This is a genomic window from Dyella sp. Tek66A03, assembly GCF_052567735.1.
The window spans coordinates 2209616-2226968 of the sequence record NZ_CP199584.1 but is presented as its reverse complement, the minus strand read 5'-3'; the positions used below and the strand labels follow the sequence as shown (position 1 = coordinate 2226968).

At 63.0% G+C, this 17353-nt stretch carries 15 protein-coding genes; 9 read left to right on the top strand and 6 right to left on the bottom strand.

Features of this window, described 5'->3' with window-relative positions; all coding sequences use genetic code 11:
* Window positions 1-84: 84 nt before the first annotated feature.
* Window positions 85-1665, top strand: a complete 1581-nt coding sequence (gene ahpF, locus ACT01B_RS09820) for an alkyl hydroperoxide reductase subunit F (protein WP_445147167.1) — start codon at window positions 85-87, stop codon at window positions 1663-1665.
* 89 nt (window positions 1666-1754) lie between these two features.
* Here the strand turns inward: ahpF and ACT01B_RS09815 are convergent, their stop codons facing one another.
* The 3 genes from ACT01B_RS09815 to ACT01B_RS09805 form a co-directional block, all read right to left on the bottom strand.
* Window positions 1755-3014, bottom strand: coding sequence for an MFS transporter (locus tag ACT01B_RS09815; RefSeq protein WP_445147166.1), 1260 nt, complete (start codon window positions 3012-3014; stop codon window positions 1755-1757).
* A 67-nt stretch (window positions 3015-3081) separates the two neighbouring features.
* Window positions 3082-4803 (bottom strand): ubiquinone-dependent pyruvate dehydrogenase, encoded by a 1722-nt coding sequence (poxB, locus tag ACT01B_RS09810; RefSeq protein ID WP_445147165.1) that lies wholly within the window; start codon window positions 4801-4803, stop codon window positions 3082-3084.
* Window positions 4804-5079: 276 nt separating this feature from the next.
* Window positions 5080-5202: a hypothetical protein gene (locus ACT01B_RS09805; protein ID WP_445147164.1), complete on the bottom strand. Its 123-nt coding sequence runs from the start codon at window positions 5200-5202 to the stop codon at window positions 5080-5082.
* Window positions 5203-5435: 233 nt separating this feature from the next.
* On the opposite strand from ACT01B_RS09805, the gene phbB reads away from it, so the two are divergent.
* From phbB to ACT01B_RS09770, 7 genes are all read left to right on the top strand, one after another.
* Window positions 5436-6158 carry an acetoacetyl-CoA reductase gene (gene phbB / locus ACT01B_RS09800; RefSeq protein ID WP_445147163.1) on the top strand — a complete coding sequence of 241 codons (723 nt, stop codon included), beginning with the start codon at window positions 5436-5438 and terminating at the stop codon, window positions 6156-6158.
* 184 nt (window positions 6159-6342) lie between these two features.
* A complete protein-coding gene (locus ACT01B_RS09795) occupies window positions 6343-6894 on the top strand; it encodes a GNAT family N-acetyltransferase (RefSeq protein WP_445147162.1) in 552 nt (183 codons plus the stop codon).
* A 134-nt stretch (window positions 6895-7028) separates the two neighbouring features.
* Window positions 7029-7505, top strand: coding sequence for a host attachment protein (locus tag ACT01B_RS09790; RefSeq protein ID WP_445147161.1), 477 nt, complete (start codon window positions 7029-7031; stop codon window positions 7503-7505).
* Window positions 7506-7950: 445 nt separating this feature from the next.
* Entirely contained in the window at window positions 7951-8952 is a 1002-nt protein-coding gene (locus ACT01B_RS09785; RefSeq protein ID WP_445147160.1) for a glycosyltransferase family 9 protein, read from the top strand.
* 79 nt (window positions 8953-9031) lie between these two features.
* Window positions 9032-10798 (top strand): ArnT family glycosyltransferase, encoded by a 1767-nt coding sequence (locus tag ACT01B_RS09780; RefSeq protein ID WP_445147159.1) that lies wholly within the window; start codon window positions 9032-9034, stop codon window positions 10796-10798.
* Window positions 10799-10904: 106 nt separating this feature from the next.
* Entirely contained in the window at window positions 10905-12575 is a 1671-nt protein-coding gene (locus tag ACT01B_RS09775) for an ArnT family glycosyltransferase (protein ID WP_445147158.1), read from the top strand.
* Window positions 12576-12709: 134 nt separating this feature from the next.
* Window positions 12710-13735: an aldo/keto reductase gene (locus ACT01B_RS09770; protein ID WP_445147458.1), complete on the top strand. Its 1026-nt coding sequence runs from the start codon at window positions 12710-12712 to the stop codon at window positions 13733-13735.
* 20 nt (window positions 13736-13755) lie between these two features.
* Here the strand turns inward: ACT01B_RS09770 and pgm are convergent, their stop codons facing one another.
* The 3 genes from pgm to ACT01B_RS09755 all read right to left on the bottom strand — a co-directional run bounded on the left by pgm (window position 13756) and on the right by ACT01B_RS09755 (window position 16463).
* Window positions 13756-15408 carry a phosphoglucomutase (alpha-D-glucose-1,6-bisphosphate-dependent) gene (pgm, locus tag ACT01B_RS09765; RefSeq protein WP_445147157.1) on the bottom strand — a complete coding sequence of 551 codons (1653 nt, stop codon included), beginning with the start codon at window positions 15406-15408 and terminating at the stop codon, window positions 13756-13758.
* Window positions 15409-15602: 194 nt separating this feature from the next.
* A complete protein-coding gene (locus ACT01B_RS09760) occupies window positions 15603-15869 on the bottom strand; it encodes a DksA/TraR family C4-type zinc finger protein (RefSeq protein WP_445147156.1) in 267 nt (88 codons plus the stop codon).
* A 171-nt stretch (window positions 15870-16040) separates the two neighbouring features.
* The gene (locus ACT01B_RS09755) at window positions 16041-16463 is read right to left on the bottom strand and encodes a GNAT family N-acetyltransferase (RefSeq protein WP_445147155.1); all 423 of its coding nucleotides are present in this window, start codon (window positions 16461-16463) and stop codon (window positions 16041-16043) included.
* A 249-nt stretch (window positions 16464-16712) separates the two neighbouring features.
* On the opposite strand from ACT01B_RS09755, the gene ACT01B_RS09750 reads away from it, so the two are divergent.
* Window positions 16713-17342, top strand: a complete 630-nt coding sequence (locus ACT01B_RS09750; RefSeq protein WP_445147154.1) for a hydrolase — start codon at window positions 16713-16715, stop codon at window positions 17340-17342.
* Window positions 17343-17353: the final 11 nt, after the last annotated feature.

The following is a 17353-nucleotide window of genomic DNA, read 5'->3' as shown; positions in this document are numbered from 1 at the left end:
CGACCTCCGAATTCCCTGCTTCCATGACGCCCGGCGCCGCCGGGTGATGATGGGATGCACCCCGAAGAAACCCGAGGAGTCACCATGCTGGATGCCGATCTAAAGTCCCAATTGCAGGCTTATCTCGAAAAGGTCGTGCACCCGATCGAGCTGGTGGCCTCGCTCGACGAAAGCGCCAAGTCGCAGGAACTACTGGGCCTGCTGCAGGACGTCGCGTCCCTCTCTGACAAGATCTCGCTGAGCCCCGACGGTACCGATGCGCGCAAGCCATCCTTCGCGATCAATCGCCTGGGCACGGACGTCAGTGTCAGTTTCGCCGGCATCCCGCTCGGACATGAGTTCACCTCGCTGGTGCTGGCTCTGCTGCAGGTGGGCGGGCATCCGTCCAAGGCTACGCAGGAAGTCATCGAACAGGTGCGCAATCTCGACGGCGAATATCGCTTCGAGACCTTCATGTCGCTGTCCTGCCATAGCTGCCCTGACACCGTGCAGGCGCTGAACCTGATGAGCGTGCTCAATCCCAACATCAAGCATGTGGCGATTGACGGCTCGTTGTTCCAGGACGAGGTGAACGAGCGCCAGGTGATGGCAGTCCCCACCGTCTTCCTCAATGGCGAACCGTTCGACACGGGTCGTATGAGCATCGAGCAGATCGCCGCTCGCCTGGATAGCGGCGCTGGCGATCGTGCCGCCGAACGAATCAAGTCCAAGCCGGCGTTCGATGTACTGGTGATTGGCGGTGGCCCGGCCGGCGCTGCAGCGGCGATCTATGCCGCGCGCAAAGGCATTCGAACTGGCGTGGCCGCGGAGCGCTTCGGCGGCCAGGTGCTGGACACCATGGCGATCGAGAATTTCATCTCGGTGACCTATACCGAAGGTCCCAAGCTGGCTGCTGCGCTGGAGCAGCACGTGCACGAATACGACGTGGACGTGATGAACCTGCAGCGCGCCGAACAATTGATTCCTGCCGATGAGCCGGGCGGTCTGCACGAAGTGCGCCTGGCCAATGGCGCCACGCTGAAATCGAAAACCGTAATCCTTTCGACCGGCGCGCGCTGGCGCAATATGAACGTGCCGGGCGAGCAGGAATACCGCAACAAGGGCGTCACCTACTGCCCGCATTGCGATGGCCCGCTGTTCAAGGGCAAGCGCGTGGCGGTGATCGGTGGCGGCAACTCCGGTGTGGAAGCGGCGATCGATCTGGCTGGCATCGTCGGTCACGTCACCCTGCTGGAATTCGACAGCAAGCTGCGCGCGGACGAAGTCTTGCAGCGCAAGCTGCGCAGCCTGCCGAATGTGGACGTGATCGTCAGCGCCCAGACCACCGAAGTCCAAGGTGATGGCCGGAAGGTCAGCGGCTTGGTCTACACCGACCGCAGCAGTGGCGATTGCCGCCAGGTGGCGCTGGAAGGTGTCTTCGTGCAGATCGGTCTGCTGCCGAACACCGAGTGGCTCAAGGGCACGCTGAAACTGTCGCCGCGCGGCGAGATCGAAGTGGACGCACGCGGCGAAACCTCACTGCCGGGCGTGTTTGCTGCCGGCGACGTCACCACCGTGCCTTACAAGCAGATCGTGATCGCCATGGGTGAAGGTTCCAAGGCTTCGCTGAGTGCCTTCGATTATCTGATCCGCCTGCCCATCCCGGAAGACGCGCTCGCCGCCTGATGGCTTGCCGGCAAGGGATGCGCTGAATTCCGATGCAGCGCATTCCTACGCCATCTAGGCTCACGTTGGAGCGATGCATCTCGCATCGCTCAGCCGCCGGTCTTGGGCCGTCCCGTTTCCTTGAGCAGCAGGCTCGCCACCAGGGCGAGTGCGATAAGCACGACCCAGAATAAGCCGGCCTGGCGAAAGTGCGTGGCGATATCCTCGCTCGACCCCAGTGTTTTGCCGAACCGGGAGGCGAAAATGGGACCCACCAGGGCCGTCACGCTGAACGTCAGGAAGTTGATGGCGCCGGTGGCACTGCCCTTGACGCTATCAGGGTTCACTTCCTTGATGATGGTGTAGGGAATCATCGCCGAGCCTGAGGCGATGCCGAACAGCAACAAGGTCAGCCACGGCGGCATCGGTAGCGGCGTATAGGCCAGCTGGATGGCGCACAACAACATCACGATCACGCCACTGGCCAACGCCAGCTTGCGCCGGTGCAAGGTATCGGCCAGCCAACCCAGCAACGGACAACCAAACACCCAGCCCAAGGGCACCATTGAGGCTGCGAAGACGGCGCTCTGGTAGCTGAACAGCTTGTCCTCCTGGAAAAAGCGCACGCCCCAGACCATGTCGCCTATCGTGGTCGGCACAAACAGCAAACCCGCCACCAATCCGCATAGGTACGACTGCGGATTCGAAAGGACGATCTTGTAGGTCGCCAGCATGCCTGACAGGCCACTGCCCTGCGCCGCGGCGCGAGGTTCCTTCGGCGTCAACGTAAGCAGCAACGCACTGACCAGCAGCACCACCACGCCAAGCATCGTCCAGAAGCCCGTGACCGAAAGCGGCCCATGGATCAGCGGCCCTACCCCCAACTGTCCGGCCGTGCCACCCAGCATGCCCAGACATTGCGTGACACCGATAGCGGTGGCCAGGCGCTGCGCGGAGAAGCCGTGGGCGGCGAGGTAGACCGCACCGGTAAACGCAAAGGCCGATCCCGCTCCCTGCAATAGACGGCCGATATCACCCATGGCGGGAGCCGGCAGCGTAAACACGAGACAGCCAACGCCCAAGATGGCCATGCCGGCGGGAACAACGTATTTCGCCCCGAGCCGATCCAATAGAACACCCGCGATCAGACTCGTCGTGGAGTACGTGTAGTAATACATCCCCAGGATCGAGCTCACCCCAAGCGGCGAAACGCCGAAGCTCTGCGACAACTCCGGGATCATCACGGCGGGTGCAGACCGCGCCGCGTATTCGAGGAAATAGAAAGCAAGGGCACACGCCCACGCGATGGCGAACGCGCGGGTTTGTGGTCGAGAGGCGTCGAACGGTGCGGATACAGCGCTCACAGGCATGTCCTCTCGTTGTACAGCGAAGCGGGCGTGAACCGTCGTTGCTTCGCCTGATTAAGTGATCGAACGCTCAGCGACCGAATGCCGTGCGTGCCAGCTCCACGATTTCGTTGCCCTGTCCGTTGAGCACCGACTTCATCATCCAGATACTGAAGCCCTTGGCCTGCTCGACCGTGATCTTGGGCGGCATGACCAACTCGATCGGGTCGGTGACCACATCGATCACCGCAGGGCCGTCGTGTGCGAAGGCCTGCTTTACGGCATCGACGAGATCGGCAGGATCTTCCACACGCACACCGTAGATGCCGATTGCCTCGGCCATCTTGGCAAAGTTGGGATTGTCCAGATGCGTGCCTGTAGGCAGGAAGCCGGCCGCCTTCATTTCGATATCGACGAAGCCGAGCAGGCTGTTGTTGAAGATCACGATCTTCACCGGCAGCTTCAAATGCCGCACCGTCAGCAGGTCACCCATCAGCATGGTGAAGCCGCCGTCGCCCGACATGGAAATCACCTGCCGACCGGGATGGGAGACTTGCGCACCGATCGCCTGAGGCATGGCATTGGCCATGGATCCATGCAGGAAGGAACCGATCAATCGGCGCTTGCCGTTGACCCGTAGATAACGCGCGGCCCACACCGTGGGCTCGCCGACATCGCAGGTGACCACCGCATCTTCGCTCGCCGCGTCACTAATGACCTTGGCCAGAAATTGCGGGTGAATCGGCGTGCGCCCCGCATGGCCTACGGCCAGGTCATCGAGATCGGCACGCGCCTTCTTGTAGTGCGTCCTCGCCTGATCGAGATGGGCGGCATCGGTTTTTTGCTTGAGCTTGCCGTCCAACCGCTTGAGCGTTTCGCGCACATCACCGATGACACCAAGCTCCAGCCGGCAGCGCTTGCCCAGGCTTTCGCCACGGATATCGATCTGCGCGATGCGCGCTTTTTCCGGATAGAACTGGCGATAGGGAAAGTCGGTGCCCAGCAGGAGCAACGTGTCGCAGGCCATCATGGCGTAGTAGCCGGAGGAGAAGCCGATCAGTCCGGTCATGCCGACGTCGAAGGGATTATCCCATTCGACATGTTCCTTGCCGCGCAAGGCATGCACGACGGGCGCTTGCAGTTTGGCGGCCAACGCCACCACTTCATCATGGGCGCCCGCGCAACCGGCACCGCACATCAGGGTGACGCGCTTGCCTTCATTGATCAGCGCTGCGAGTGCGTCTACGTCAGCATCGGCGGGCACCACGTTGGGCAGCCGTGGTACCGGCCGCGGTGATGGCTTCTGTGGACCAGCGTCGCGCATGGCGGTGTCGCCGGAGATCACGATGACGGCAACGCCCTGCTTGGTCACCGCTTCGCGTATGGCCGTTTCGACAATGCGCGGCACCTGGCTGGCGTCGGTAATGAGTTCGGCGTAGTGACTGCACTCCTTGAACAGGATCTGCGGATGGGTCTCCTGGAAATAGCCCGAACCCACCTCCGTACTTGGAATATGCGCGGCAATCGCCAGCACCGGAACGCGAGTGCGGTGACAGTCGAACAAGCCGTTGATCAGATGCAAATTGCCAGGGCCGCAACTTCCTGCGCAAACGGCCAGCTTGCCCGTGAGCTGTGCTTCCGCGCCGGCGGCGAACGCTGCAACTTCTTCATGGCGAACCGGTATCCATGGAATACTCTTGTGGCCTCGCAGCGCATCCGTGATCCCGTTGAGCGAGTCACCCACAAGCCCGTAGATACCCGTCACTCCTGCCGCTTCCAAGGTCTCGACCAGCCGCTCGGCTACCGTTGTCATGATGCATCTCTCCCGTGGGCTATGAGCGGCACCTCTTCGCACTCCCGACCCGGGGTGCCGGAAAGTGCGAGCGTGCCGCACACCTCGCCAACAAACCGTCAAGGCGCGGGATGAGTGTGGGTGAGTGATGAGCTAGCGAGACCCCTCTTTCGGGTAATCGACACCGCCCTTTGAGGTGCCGATAGCGTGAGTAGACGAGATGGCCCCTCAACCGCTGGCTGGTGCACGCCCGCCGTGCCATTCGCGTACCCTTTCCCAGCTATTCCATGCGGGAGCCTAGGCTTGCGCCTCGCGCTGAGCGTCTCTTGCGACAATCCAGCGCCTTTCGAGTGTGCGCATGATGGCGATTTCGATAAGCAGCGCCGACATCGCGAATGATCCAACCAGCACGGACGACATGGGTGTCCTCCTTATTGAGAGAGCGTCAAGATCGGCGCCGATCCGGACTGGCAACAGCGCCGATGGTGATGACTACAGCATGGCCATGTTGCGGCTTTGTTGCGCACTGATCTCACCGCCTCTGGTACACAGCGGCCTGTTCAGGCCTGGTGGGCCCCATTTCACCGCTAAACCTTCAACAAACATTTACGCCCGCTGGCGCAACCTGATTCGGAACGAGGCGGGAGTCGGTCATGAGTCGCATTGCCGTAGTCACCGGCGGGACGCGCGGTTTGGGCCGCGCCATAGCCATTGCACTGAAATTGGATGGCTTCCAGGTCGTCGCCTTGTATTGCGGCCAGCACGAGGCAGCGGAACTGTTTCGCGAGGAAACCTCCATCCCCGTCTACGCATGGAACGTGTCCCGATTTGAGGATTGCGCCGAGGGGGTGAAGCGCGTGGAAGCGGAGGTCGGGCCGATCGACGTGCTGGTCAACAATGCCGGAATTACCCGCGATGCCATGCTGCACCGAATGAGCGCGCAGCAGTGGAGTGAGGTGATGTGCACCAATCTCGACTCGATGTTCAACATGTGCCGGCAGGTGATCGAGGGCATGCGCGAGCGCGGCTATGGCCGCATTGTGAATATCAGCTCGATCAACGGACAGAAAGGACAGGTGGGCCAGGTCAATTACGCGGCCTCAAAGGCCGGTGTACTGGGCTTCACCCGCGCGCTCGCCCTGGAAAGCGCCTGCAAGGGCATTACGGTCAATGCCGTGGCGCCGGGCTATTGCGAAACCGAAATGATGGAGGCCATTCGGCCGGAGCTGTTGAAGGCGATCGTGGCGGGCATCCCCTGCGGCCGTCTGGGTCGGCCCCAGGATGTGGCGCAACTCGTCTCCCTGCTCGTCGGCGAGGGCGCCGGCTTCATTACCGGCGCCACCTTCAGTGTCAATGGCGGGCAATGGATGAGCTGAATTCATGGAGAATTCGCGTGACCTGTTCGGCAGGGCTTCGGGCCGCTATAGCTAGAGGAACTGCCTTTCAATTCGGCGTATCGTTGCAGGAGTCAGCGGACGACCCGCAAAAGGTTGAGTCCAGGGAAGTGCCTGGTCAGCCAGGATGAAATATCGGCCTGTTACCTCCGACGAGGGCCGCGCCATGCAACAGATTTCCACCCACTTTTTGGCCGCAGCGAACCCGGCGTCATGGAAAGGACGACTGCGCGACGGTCGCCTGATTCATATCCGCCCCATCGATTCGGCGGATGTCTCGCTGGAACGTGATTTCCTGTCGCGACTGACCCCGGAAGGTCTGTCGTATCGCTTCCTGGGGCTTATCAAGGACAACAGCGAGGAAGCCGCCCGCGACCTGACCCATTTTGATCCATGCGAATTTGCGCTGGCCGCCCTTGCGGATGAGGACGGCAACGAGGTGGAGGTTGGCGTGGCCTGTTACTGCACCAGCGACGATGGCACGCGTTGCGACTGTGCCGTGACGGTGGATCCGGCGTGGCAGAAATGCGGCGTGGGCGGCATCCTCATGCAGCATCTCATCGGGATGGCGCGGTTGCGCGGCATTCGGCGGATGTACGCGGTAGACGCCGTTCGCAGTGCCGGCACGCACGCACTGGCGCGGCACCTTGGTTTTCACAGCCGCCCGGACCCGGAAGATCCCGCTTCGGTCACCTTCGAGCTTGAGCTGAACGACTAACAGTACGCCCAACGCCTGCCCTGCACTTCCGTTGAGGCGTCTCGACTTGTGCAAGCCACGTCGGTAGGACGCGGCTCCAGCGGCTTCGCAGGCCGCGAGCATCGAAAACATGCTCGGTGTCATGGGGAGGACTTATGGCGAATGCGTGGATTCTGGTGTCGGACGCGGCGAAGGCGCGGCTCTTCGAGATGGCCAGGCCCTCCCAGGCCTTGGTCGAGATTGCCTGCTTCACCAATCTCGATGGTCGCGGCGCCAACCGCAACAGCCTCGGTCGCAGGTTGCCGCGCGCGGAGGTCAGCCTCGGGCCGGCCCGACATGCCATCGAGCCGCGTAAGACGTGGCGGGAGAAGCATGCGCTGCAATTTGCGAAATCATTGAAAAAGGCCTTGATCAATGGGCAGGTACATCACCAGTTTGAGCGCCTCTTCCTGGTCGCCCCGCCCCGCTTCCTCGGCGTGCTTCATGAGAGCCTCGATGATCACCTCGCCTCACGCGTGGCTGGCGAGATAGGGAACGATCTCATTGCGCTGCGACCCAACGACCTGCTCGATCGCCTGCATGTGGCCTTTCCGCATGATTTTCGAGCACATCCGGCGCATGCCGCGATGTAGCAGGCGTGCCTATTGCAAAGTGCGCGCTGCTTCGAGCACCCTTGGTCAAGAGGCGGAGCACGCATGTGTGCGTAGGCGTGAGGGGCGTTGGCCAGCACACCCGGCTGCGCAGATAACTGGCAGTGCGCGGGGCATCACGGGCGTGCGCAAGCATCATGTGTCGATGGCGCTATAACGCTTCAGGGGGCTGGGGACGCCCTAGGCGACCAGCCCGAATCTAAGCTTCATGAAAGCCGCTTGAGCCGATACTTCGTTATTTGGCAGAGGAAAAATCCTTTTCCAGCAACGGTTTGGCTCGACTTCTGATTAACTCCACTCAACGAACAGTCACTATCGGTGCCGCTTGAACAAAACCTTCGTGAATCAAAGGCAGGAGCCCATCCCACGAAAAGGAATTTATCGGGTCCTTGTGTGTCGGCCCAATCATCGGCTGGGCAATATGGTCTTGCTTACGCCGCTCATTACTGAACTAGAGCGTCTTTATAAGGGCGTCGAGATCGACATCCTTGCGGAAGGCGATATCGCGAAGGAAGTTTTCAGCACGTTTTTCAGCGTGAAGAACATTTATTGCCTGCCCAAGCGTGGCTTCAAGCGCCCTGTACGCTTCCTGCGCATGCTGTTTCAGGTCAGAAAGACGCAGTACGACCTGATCATCGACCCCATCCTGGGATCGGGTTTCAGTCGCGCACTGGTGAAATTCAGCAAGGGCCGATTCAAGCTTGGCTTCAGCGATACACCGGAAAAATCGGGGCTGACACAGAACGTGCCGCATGCGGCGGCCGCGCCGCATATGGCAAAGCGATCGATCGATCTGCTGCACTGGGATCCGTCCCACGCCAGTGGCGTATCCATCGACTACCCCACCCTGGATATGCGCCTGACGGATGCCGAGCGTGCGCAGGGGCGCAAAGTCATTCGTGACATGCTTGCGGTTCCGCAGCAGGCCATGACCCCGCTGGTAGTCGGCGTTTTTGCCAATGCCACCGGTGCGAAGCGGTATCCGCGGGAGTGGTGGCAGGAGTTCCTGACCACCTTCAAGGAGCTGAGTCCGTCGTCGAACCTCGTCGAAATCGTGCCCATGCATGGGCGCTCAATGCTCGATTCGGCCTGGCCCGGCTACTTCTCCACCGATATCCGCCGCATGAGTGCGGTGATGGCGGGCGTCGACCTGATGATCAGCGCCGATTGCGGCGTCATGCACCTTGCGGTCGCCTCTCGCGTGCCGACCGTGGGCTTGTTCAGCGTTACCGACGCATCGGTTTATGAGCCTTACGGTCTGGGCAGCTGCGCCCTGGTCACCAAGGACCTGTCGGCCCGGGAAACCGCCAACCAGGTGGTCGAGTCGTTCGCGGGCCTGTTGGGCAAGGGTCCGTCAGCACCGGCGCCGCGCGAATCGATAGCGTCAGGCCAGCCGATCGAGGCCATCGTCAGCCCGGCTGGACGGTAAGCGCGGCTTGCTGCCCCCGAGACATGGGGACGCGTATCTGGCACCCTGCGCGTCCTTAAGGCACACACGATGACTTTCCATGGCGGCTGAACAAGCATTGCCGATTCCGCCCGTACCGGCGGAGATGGCCCTGCGGCGCGAACGAATCCAGCGATGGCTGCTGATGCTCGGCGCGCTCCTGCTGCTGGCGGCGGGCATGGGCTTGCGCGGCCCGACGCCTTCGGACGAGCCGCGCTTCGCCCTGGTGGCGCATCAAATGGTGGCCTCCGGCAACTGGCTGATCCCCCATCGGGGAGCGGACTGGTACTCCGATAAACCGCCCACCTTCATGGCCATGCAGGCGCTGTCGTACAGCCTGACCGGTCAATGGTGGGTGGCCTTCCTGCTGCCTTCCCTGCTCTGCTCGCTCGGCACGCTGTGGTTGGTCTACGACCTGGGCCGGCGGCTTTGGGGGCATCGCGCCGGCGTGTGGGCCGGGCTCGCCTTGCTGTGTACGGTGCAGTTCGTGTTCCAGGCCAAGCGCGGCCAGATCGACCCCACGGTGACCTTCTTCGTGACCTTGGCCAACTATGGGTTGCTGCGTCATTTCCTGCGGGGACCGGACTGGCGCGCGTTCTGGCTCGGCTGCTTCGCAGCAGGACTCGGCGTCATCACCAAGGGTGTTGGCGTGCTGGCCTTCCTGATGTTCCTGCCCTGGCTGTTCGCACGCCGGCAAGGCTGGAACCAGCTGCCATCGATCAAGGGACATGCGCTGCTCTGGCTGGGTGGTGCCGTGGCGTTTGTCGCGGCCATCGCCCTATGGCTGGTGCCGCTGCTGCTCTACGTGCATACGCACGACAGCGTGACCGCACGGGACTATCTCCACGACATCTTCTTCAACCAGACGGTGAATCGTTATGTTCACCCGTGGAACAGTTTTCAGCCGCCGTGGTTCTACCTCGAGGTGATCGTCACCTCGTGGCTGCCGCTGACACTGGCCCTGCCAGGGCTGCTGCCGGCGTGGCGGCAACAGGTGCGGGAGCGCGACGCGCGCTTTCTGTTGCCGATGGTGTGGGTGGTGTTGCTGATCCTGTTCTTCAGCCTGACCCGGGCCAAGCGCGACGTCTACATCATGCCGGCGCTGCCGCTGCTTGCGCTGTGTGCGGGCCCCTTCCTCGAATCCATCATGCAGCGACGCTGGGCGCAGTGGACCGCGATCGGCTTCCTGCTGCTGCTCGCGCTGCCGGCGCTGGGTCTGGGGGCACACTCGTTGCTGTTCCATTCGGCGTTCGCCACGCGCTTTGCGACGGCAAGGCAACTCGGCGACCAGGCCGCGTCGATCTGGTGGATGTTTGTCGCGGCGGGCGTGTGGCTCTTGCTGTGCGTGCTGGTGTTCCGGGTGCGGCGCGCTGGTGTGGCCTTGCTCGCCGGCCTCGCTGGCTTCTGGCTGCTATGGAGCCTGTGGGGCGCGCCGTTGTTGGCCAAGGCGAGCTCACCGGCCGGCCTGGTGCAACGGGTCGAGCAGACGATCGGACCGGACGGGGAGCTGGCACTGGTCGCCTGGAAAGAAGAATTGCCCCTGGCCTTCGAGCGCAAGGTCACCGATTTTGGCTTTGTCACGCCGTGGCATCGCCAGTTGTCCGACGCCATCCGGTGGCAGGAACAGGAGCCGGCTCAGCGCTGGGTGCTGATCCTGTCGGACGTGATGGCACCGTGCGTCAATCGCGACGCTTCCATCGATATGGGCGTGACGAGCGGACGCGACTGGCGGCTCTACCGAGTCGATGCCATTGCACCGGCGTGTCGCGGCGGCGACGTGCCTGAGGGTAAGGTCGAGGATTGGGGTGGTGTCGACAGCCATCGCTGATGTTGCGTCCGCGCCGCATGACGATGCAGCCCAGCGGCATCGATCCTTCCCTACCGTCGGCTGCTGGCAAACCGCAGCAGCCCCACAGCGAGCCTGAGTCATCCCCGTGACGCCATCAAACAGCCCGAACCAGCCCTTGCCCGCTACGCCGCGCTCGCCGCTCGCATGGGCCCTGCCGTGGTCATGGCTGCTGTTTTGGGCGCCGGCGGCGCTGATCGCCATGTTTCAGCACGGCCCGATGCCGATGTACTCCACACGGACCCTGTCGGTAGCGTGGGAAATGTGGATTCATCACAGCTTTCTGGTTCCCTACCTCAACGGCGTGCCGTACAGCGACAAGCCGCCGTTACTGCTGTGGCTGATCCACCTGGGCTGGGCGATCGGCGGCGTTGGCGATGTCTGGCCGCGTCTGCTCGAAGTGATGCTGGGCGGCCTGCAGCTGATCCTGGTCTCCAGGCTCGCGCGCCGGCTGTTTCCTGCGCGGCCGCTGGTCGCCCACGTCACGCCGTGGATCCTGCTCGCGTTCTCCTATGGTTTCCTGTTCGGCCTGCAGGTGATGTACGAGGTGCTGTTGGCGAACTGCGTGCTTGCCGCGCTGTTGTGCCTCGTGCCGACGCCACGTAACGAAGCGCCTCGCTTTGCCTGGTTTGCCCTGGCGGTCGGGCTGGGTTTGCTGGCCAAGGGGCCGGTGATGTTGCTGCATGTGGCCTTCCCCTGGCTGCTGGGCCCGCTGTGGAGTCAGTGGGCGCGGCGTGAGCGGCGCCAGTGGTACGTGCGCGGCGGCAGCGCCATTCTGCTGGGTCTCGCTGTGCTGCTGACGTGGGCGCTGCTGGCCGCATGGGCCGGTGGTGAAACGTATCGACAGAAGTTGCTGGTCCACCAGACCGCCGGTCGCGTGGTCGATGCCTTTGCCCATGCCGAGCCGTTCTGGTGGTATGTGCCGGTGATTCCGATGCTGGTGTTTCCGGTCGTGCTGTGGCCGCGCGTGTGGGTGGCGTTGGCAAGCTTGCGCCGTCCGTTCGAATCGGGGCTGCGTTTCCTGCTCGCATGGATCGGCCCGGTCTTGCTGGGCTTTTCGCTGGTCAGTGGCAAGCAGCCGTATTACCTGCTGCCCGAATATGCCGGCTTCGCCATGTTGATGGCGGTGGCGCTGTTGCGCCTGCAGGAGCGTCAAGGCGCGGGCAGTCGTTGGCTCGGTCCGTGGCCCATGGCGCTGGTGAGCGGGGTCATGGGCGTCGCCCTGATCTCGCTAGGCGCGCTCGTGCGTCATGGCATCGCAGCCGACCCGCAGTTTGTGACCGTCGTGCCTTATAGCGTGCCCTTCGGTGTCCTGTACCTGTTGCTCGCGGTGGCCTTGGTCGCCATTCGCAAGGGCGAGTTGTATCGCGTGGCGTGCGTTGGCCTCATCGCCACCGTCGCCGCCAATGGCTTGTTCAGCCTGACGCTATGGCCCGCCTACGACTTCGCTCCGGTGGCGGCGCTGCTTGCGAAGGCCGAGGCCACCGGTCAGTCGGTCGCCAGCGTCGATACGAACGATGGCCAGTACACCTTTCTCGGTCGCCTGACCCGCCCCGTGGACCTGGTGCATGGACTCGACGCCACCAAGGCATGGGCGGCCGCGCATCCGGATGGGCTGATCGTTACCTACCCGAAGCGTTTGTCCGACGCTGATCGGGCGCACGCCGTCTATACCCAGCCGTTCCGCGGCATCTGGCTGGCCGTGTGGCCCGCGCCAGCGTATGCGGAAGCGTTGGAAAAACAGCAGGTTTCGGACTGAGCCACGCTTGAATCAAGCCAGGAGATCGCCGTAGTAGTTGCGCCGTGCGCGTCATCGCACGCGAAATGCCATGCCTTGGATCGCCGGCATCCGCCCCCATGACGATAAGCTCCATCACCCATCGAGGTTCCTTCATGGAATACCGGCAATTGGGCGCATCGGGCTTCAAGGTCCCGCTGCTTAGCTTTGGCACGGGCACGTTTGGCGGCAAAGGCGAGTTCTTCGGCGCCTGGGGCAAGACGGATATTGCAGAAGCCCGGCGACTGGTCGACATCTGCCTCGATGCGGGCCTGACCATGTTCGACAGCGCGGACGTCTATTCCGATGGCGCCGCCGAGTCCATCCTAGGCGAGGCGATCAGAGGGCGACGCGATCGCGTGCTGATTTCCACCAAGGCCACCTTCCGCTCGGGTGACGACGCGAACGATGTCGGCTCCTCGCGCTTTCATCTGCTGAAGGCCGTCGACGCCGCGTTGAAGCGCCTGGGTACGGACTACATCGACCTGTTCCAGTTGCATGGATTCGACGCCAAGACGCCGGTCGAGGAAACGCTTTCCACGCTGGATGACCTGGTGCGCGCGGGCAAGATTCGCTACGTGGGCGCGTCCAACTTTTCCGGCTGGCATCTGATGAAATCGCTCGCCGTGGCGGACCGTTACGGTTATCCGCGCTATATCGCCCATCAGGCCTACTACTCGCTGATCGGTCGCGACTATGAGTCGGAGTTGATGCCATTGGGCCTGGACCAGGGCGTAGGCGCCGTCGTATGGAGCCCGCTTGGTTGGGGCCGACTGACCGGCAAGTTGCGTCGGGGCGCTGTCCTGCCCGCGCAAAGTCGCTTGCACGCGACCGGCGACAAGGGGCCGCAGATGGATGACGAATATCTCTATCGGGTGCTCGATGCGCTGGACGTCATGGCGGCAGAGACCGGCAAGAGCGTGCCGCAGATCGCCCTGAACTGGCTATTGCAGCGACCCACGGTAGCGACGGTGGTGATCGGTGCGCGCAATGAGGAACAACTGCGCCAGAACCTGGGCGCCGTGGGCTGGAGCCTCACGGCGGAACAGGTCGCCAAACTGGATGCGGCCAGCGCGTTCACGCCGGCCTACCCCTATTGGCATCAAGGCGGCTTCGCCGAGCTCATTCCGTCGCCAGTCTGAGCGCCTGCGCGTTTTGCCCGTCACGCCGCGCTTAGCGCGGCGTCGACAATAGTTTGCGCTTCCTGCAACAGCAGTTGCAGGTGCGCATCGTCCTTGAAGCTCTCCGCGTAGATCTTGTAGATATCCTCGGTGCCCGAGGGGCGCGCAGCGAACCAGCCGCTTTCGGAGACGACCTTGATCCCGCCAATCGATGCGCCATTGGCAGGCGCGCGATCGAGCACGCTCACGATCTTCTCGCCCGCCAGTTCGGTGCTCTTCACCTGTTCTGGCGAGAGTTTGGCAAGCCGCGCTTTCTGTTCCGCATGGGCGGGCGCGTCGACACGTTCGGAAAGCGGGCTGCCCAGCTCGGCCGTCAGCTGGCGATACAGTTCGCCCGGATCGCGACCGGTGCGTGCCGTGATCTCCGCCGACATCAGCGCAGCGGCAATGCCGTCCTTGTCGGTGCTCCACACGCCGCCGTCCCGGCGCAGGAACGATGCGCCCGCGCTTTCCTCGCCACCGAAGCCGAGCGTGCCATCGAACAAGCCGTCGACAAACCACTTGAAACCGACCGGCACTTCGTAGAGCTGGCGACCCAGGCGCTTTGCCACGCGATCGATCAGAGCCGTGCTCACCAGGGTCTTGCCCACGGCAGCGTCAGGTCGCCAGTCCGGCCGATGTTGATACAGATAATCGACCAGCACGGACAGGTAATGGTTCGGCAGCAGTAACCCGCTACTACGCGTCACGACACCGTGACGATCATGATCCGTATCGCAGGCAAAGGCGACGTCGTAACGATCCCTCAGGTCGATCAATCGCTGCATCGCGTAGGACGAGGAAGGATCCATGCGGATCTTGCCGTCCCAGTCCACCGTCATGAAGCCGAACGTGAGGTCCACTTCTTCACTGACCACGGTGAGATCAATCTTGTAGCGCTCGGCAATCGGCGCCCAGTAATGCACGCCTGCGCCGCCGAGCGGGTCCACGCCGAGGTGGACCCCGCTGCCACGCACGACATCGAAGTCGATGACGTTGCCCAGGTCACGCACATAGGCATCGATAAAGTCATGCTCATGCGTGGTCGATGCGCGCAGCGCCTGTGCGAACGGCATGCGACGCACGCCCCCGAGTTCGTTTGCCAGCAGCGTGTTCGCGCGCTTCTGGATCCAGCCGGTGACGTCGGTGTCGGCCGGACCGCCATTGGGTGGGTTGTACTTGAAGCCGCCACTGTCGGGCGGATTATGCGACGGCGTCACCACGATGCCATCGGCAAGACCCGTGCTGCGGTCGCGATTGGCGGTCAGGATCGCGTGCGAGATGGCGGGCGTCGGCGTGTACTCGCCGCCCTTGGCGATCATCGTTGGTACACCGTTGGCCGCCAACACCTCCAGCGCGCTTTCAAAGGCCGGCTGGGACAACGCGTGGCTGTCGATACCGATATAGAGCGGGCCATCGATGCCCTTGTGCTGACGGTATTCGCAAATCGCCTGGGTGATCGCCAGCACATGCCATTCGTTGAAGCTGCGCTCGAACGAACTGCCGCGATGCCCCGACGTACCAAACGCCACCCGCTGGGTCGGCACGCCCGGATCCGGGCGCAGGTCGACGTAGGCATCGCGCAGGCGGGCTACATCGACAAGCAGCGACGCGGGCGCCGGCTTTCCGGCCAGCGGACTGATCTTGGCGCTCATGCGCGCACCTCGCGGCGGATCGAGGTATGGAATCCAGCGGTGGCAAAGGACATCGTCATGCGGCTACGCACTCTATACGCGGCAGAGAAGAGTGCTATTGACCCGCGCTTCGCTGACCAGTGTCAATACCGCGCCCTCCTTCGCCCCTGAAAGCCCGTCGCTGAAGGGTCTGGCCGTGTGCGGCCATTCGGCCATCAACGCAGCTGACTGTCCTTGCTGCCGCGACGGTTGTAGCCACCCCCAGCCGCCTGCTCCCGGTCATGCGTCTCCTGGCAGGCAATGCACAGGCGCACGCCCGGCACGGCTTCGCGTCGCGCGACGGGAATCGGCGAGTCGCAGTCTTCGCAGTGGGTCAGGCTCGGGCCCTTGTTGAGACGGCTGCGAGCGCGCTTCACCGCGTCTTCCACGGTGGCGTCGATCTGATCTTGTACGGCGCCGTCACCGGCCCAGCCTGTTGCCATGATCGCCTCCGAATAGCCGCGGCGGTGCGCCATTCGACAAGGCGCGATGCGTGTTTGCGATGCCAGCCCGTTCCTGGCTGCTGTCGCTACGAGCAGAAACCCATAGATAAGGGCGACACGACAAATTTCCAGCGATCGGAGCCGGTGGCTCCCCCAGACGGGACGGATTGTTCAGCCGAAGCGCTTGCTCAGGAAGTATCGCGCGCTGCCCACGGGGTGATCCGGGATCTCGCCGAACACGTCATAGCCAAGCCGCTCGTAGAAGCCGCGCGCCTGGAACGCAAAGGTATCGAGCCACGCACCTACGCAACCGCGATCCTGGGCGACTTGCTCGGCCTTGCGCATAAGTGCCGTCCCCACGTCGTGGCCGCGCATGGACTCGGGTACCGCCAGCAGCTCGACATAGAGCCAGTCGAACATGGTTTTGCCCCATAGGCCGCCCACCGTTTGACCGTGCTCGTCCTGGAGAAGGATGGCGACGGGGAGCATCCGCATCGGCGGTGCGTGCTCATGGTTGTAGGCACGAAGCGGGGCCGCGATCGCCTCCCGGTCATCGAGGGTCGGCTTTTCGAGACTGAGCAATCGATGCGTCATGGCGGTCTTCGGGACGAGGTAGGAAATCAGTCTATCCGGGCCTTCTGCATGGCGTGCTCCTGCGGGCTCCATGTCGTAACTGGTCGGGCAAAAACACTCGAATGGGCATTCCCGACGAGCCGTTGACGCCACTAGGATTAAAAGACCACACGCCAATGGTATTGGGGTCGGGTGCCTCGCACGGCCGCTTGTGCCGTGCAGTCATCACTGTGCCGGCCCGTCACTTCGGAAAGTATTGAGGAATGCGTCATGACACCCGCCACCACGTTGCTTACGCCGACTGACTGTGCGCTCATACTCATCGATCAACAGGCTGGACTGGCTTTTGGCGTGGGCTCGATCGATCGCCAGACCTTGGTCGCCAATACGGTGGCGCTGACCCGCACCGCCGTCGCCTTCAGCCTGCCCATCGTCGTATCCACCTCGGCCTCCAAGGTGTATAGCGGCCCCTTGATGCCGCCGATCCATGCCGTCATTCCAGGCGTGCAGCCGATTGAACGGCGCAATATGAATGTCTGGGAAGATGCCACGGCCCAGGCTGCCGTGGTGGCCACCGGGCGCCGGCGACTGCTGATTTCCGGCTTGCTCAGCGAGGCCTGTGTCACCTTCTGCGCCCTGTCGGCGCTGGCGGATGGTTATGACGTGCTGGTGGTCGCCGATGCCTGCGGTGGCCTGACCACGACCAGCCACGAACTGGCGCTGCGCCGACTGGAAGCTGCGGGCGCGAAGCTCACGTCGTGGATTCAGGTACTGCTGGAGCTTCAGCGCGACTGGACACGCCACGAAACCTACGACGCCGCGCGCGCGATCGTTGAAGCCCACGGTGGCGGCTACGGCATTGGCCTGGCGTATTCGAGGGACATGATTCATCCAGTCTGAGGTGCCTCGCG

What these genes read in the sequence shown, in the direction of transcription:
- ahpF (WP_445147167.1), top strand. Translation starts at nt 85, where the DNA reads ATGCTGGATGCCGATCTAAAGTCCCAATTGCAGGCTTATCTCGAAAAG.
- ACT01B_RS09815 (WP_445147166.1), bottom strand. Translation starts at nt 3,014, where the DNA reads ATGCCTGTGAGCGCTGTATCCGCACCGTTCGACGCCTCTCGACCACAA.
- poxB (WP_445147165.1), bottom strand. Translation starts at nt 4,803, where the DNA reads ATGACAACGGTAGCCGAGCGGCTGGTCGAGACCTTGGAAGCGGCAGGA.
- ACT01B_RS09805 (WP_445147164.1), bottom strand. Translation starts at nt 5,202, where the DNA reads ATGTCGTCCGTGCTGGTTGGATCATTCGCGATGTCGGCGCTGCTTATC.
- phbB (WP_445147163.1), top strand. Translation starts at nt 5,436, where the DNA reads ATGAGTCGCATTGCCGTAGTCACCGGCGGGACGCGCGGTTTGGGCCGC.
- ACT01B_RS09795 (WP_445147162.1), top strand. Translation starts at nt 6,343, where the DNA reads ATGCAACAGATTTCCACCCACTTTTTGGCCGCAGCGAACCCGGCGTCA.
- ACT01B_RS09790 (WP_445147161.1), top strand. Translation starts at nt 7,029, where the DNA reads ATGGCGAATGCGTGGATTCTGGTGTCGGACGCGGCGAAGGCGCGGCTC.
- ACT01B_RS09780 (WP_445147159.1), top strand. Translation starts at nt 9,032, where the DNA reads ATGGCGGCTGAACAAGCATTGCCGATTCCGCCCGTACCGGCGGAGATG.
- ACT01B_RS09770 (WP_445147458.1), top strand. Translation starts at nt 12,710, where the DNA reads ATGGAATACCGGCAATTGGGCGCATCGGGCTTCAAGGTCCCGCTGCTT.
- pgm (WP_445147157.1), bottom strand. Translation starts at nt 15,408, where the DNA reads ATGAGCGCCAAGATCAGTCCGCTGGCCGGAAAGCCGGCGCCCGCGTCG.
- ACT01B_RS09760 (WP_445147156.1), bottom strand. Translation starts at nt 15,869, where the DNA reads ATGGCAACAGGCTGGGCCGGTGACGGCGCCGTACAAGATCAGATCGAC.
- ACT01B_RS09755 (WP_445147155.1), bottom strand. Translation starts at nt 16,463, where the DNA reads ATGACGCATCGATTGCTCAGTCTCGAAAAGCCGACCCTCGATGACCGG.
- ACT01B_RS09750 (WP_445147154.1), top strand. Translation starts at nt 16,713, where the DNA reads ATGACACCCGCCACCACGTTGCTTACGCCGACTGACTGTGCGCTCATA.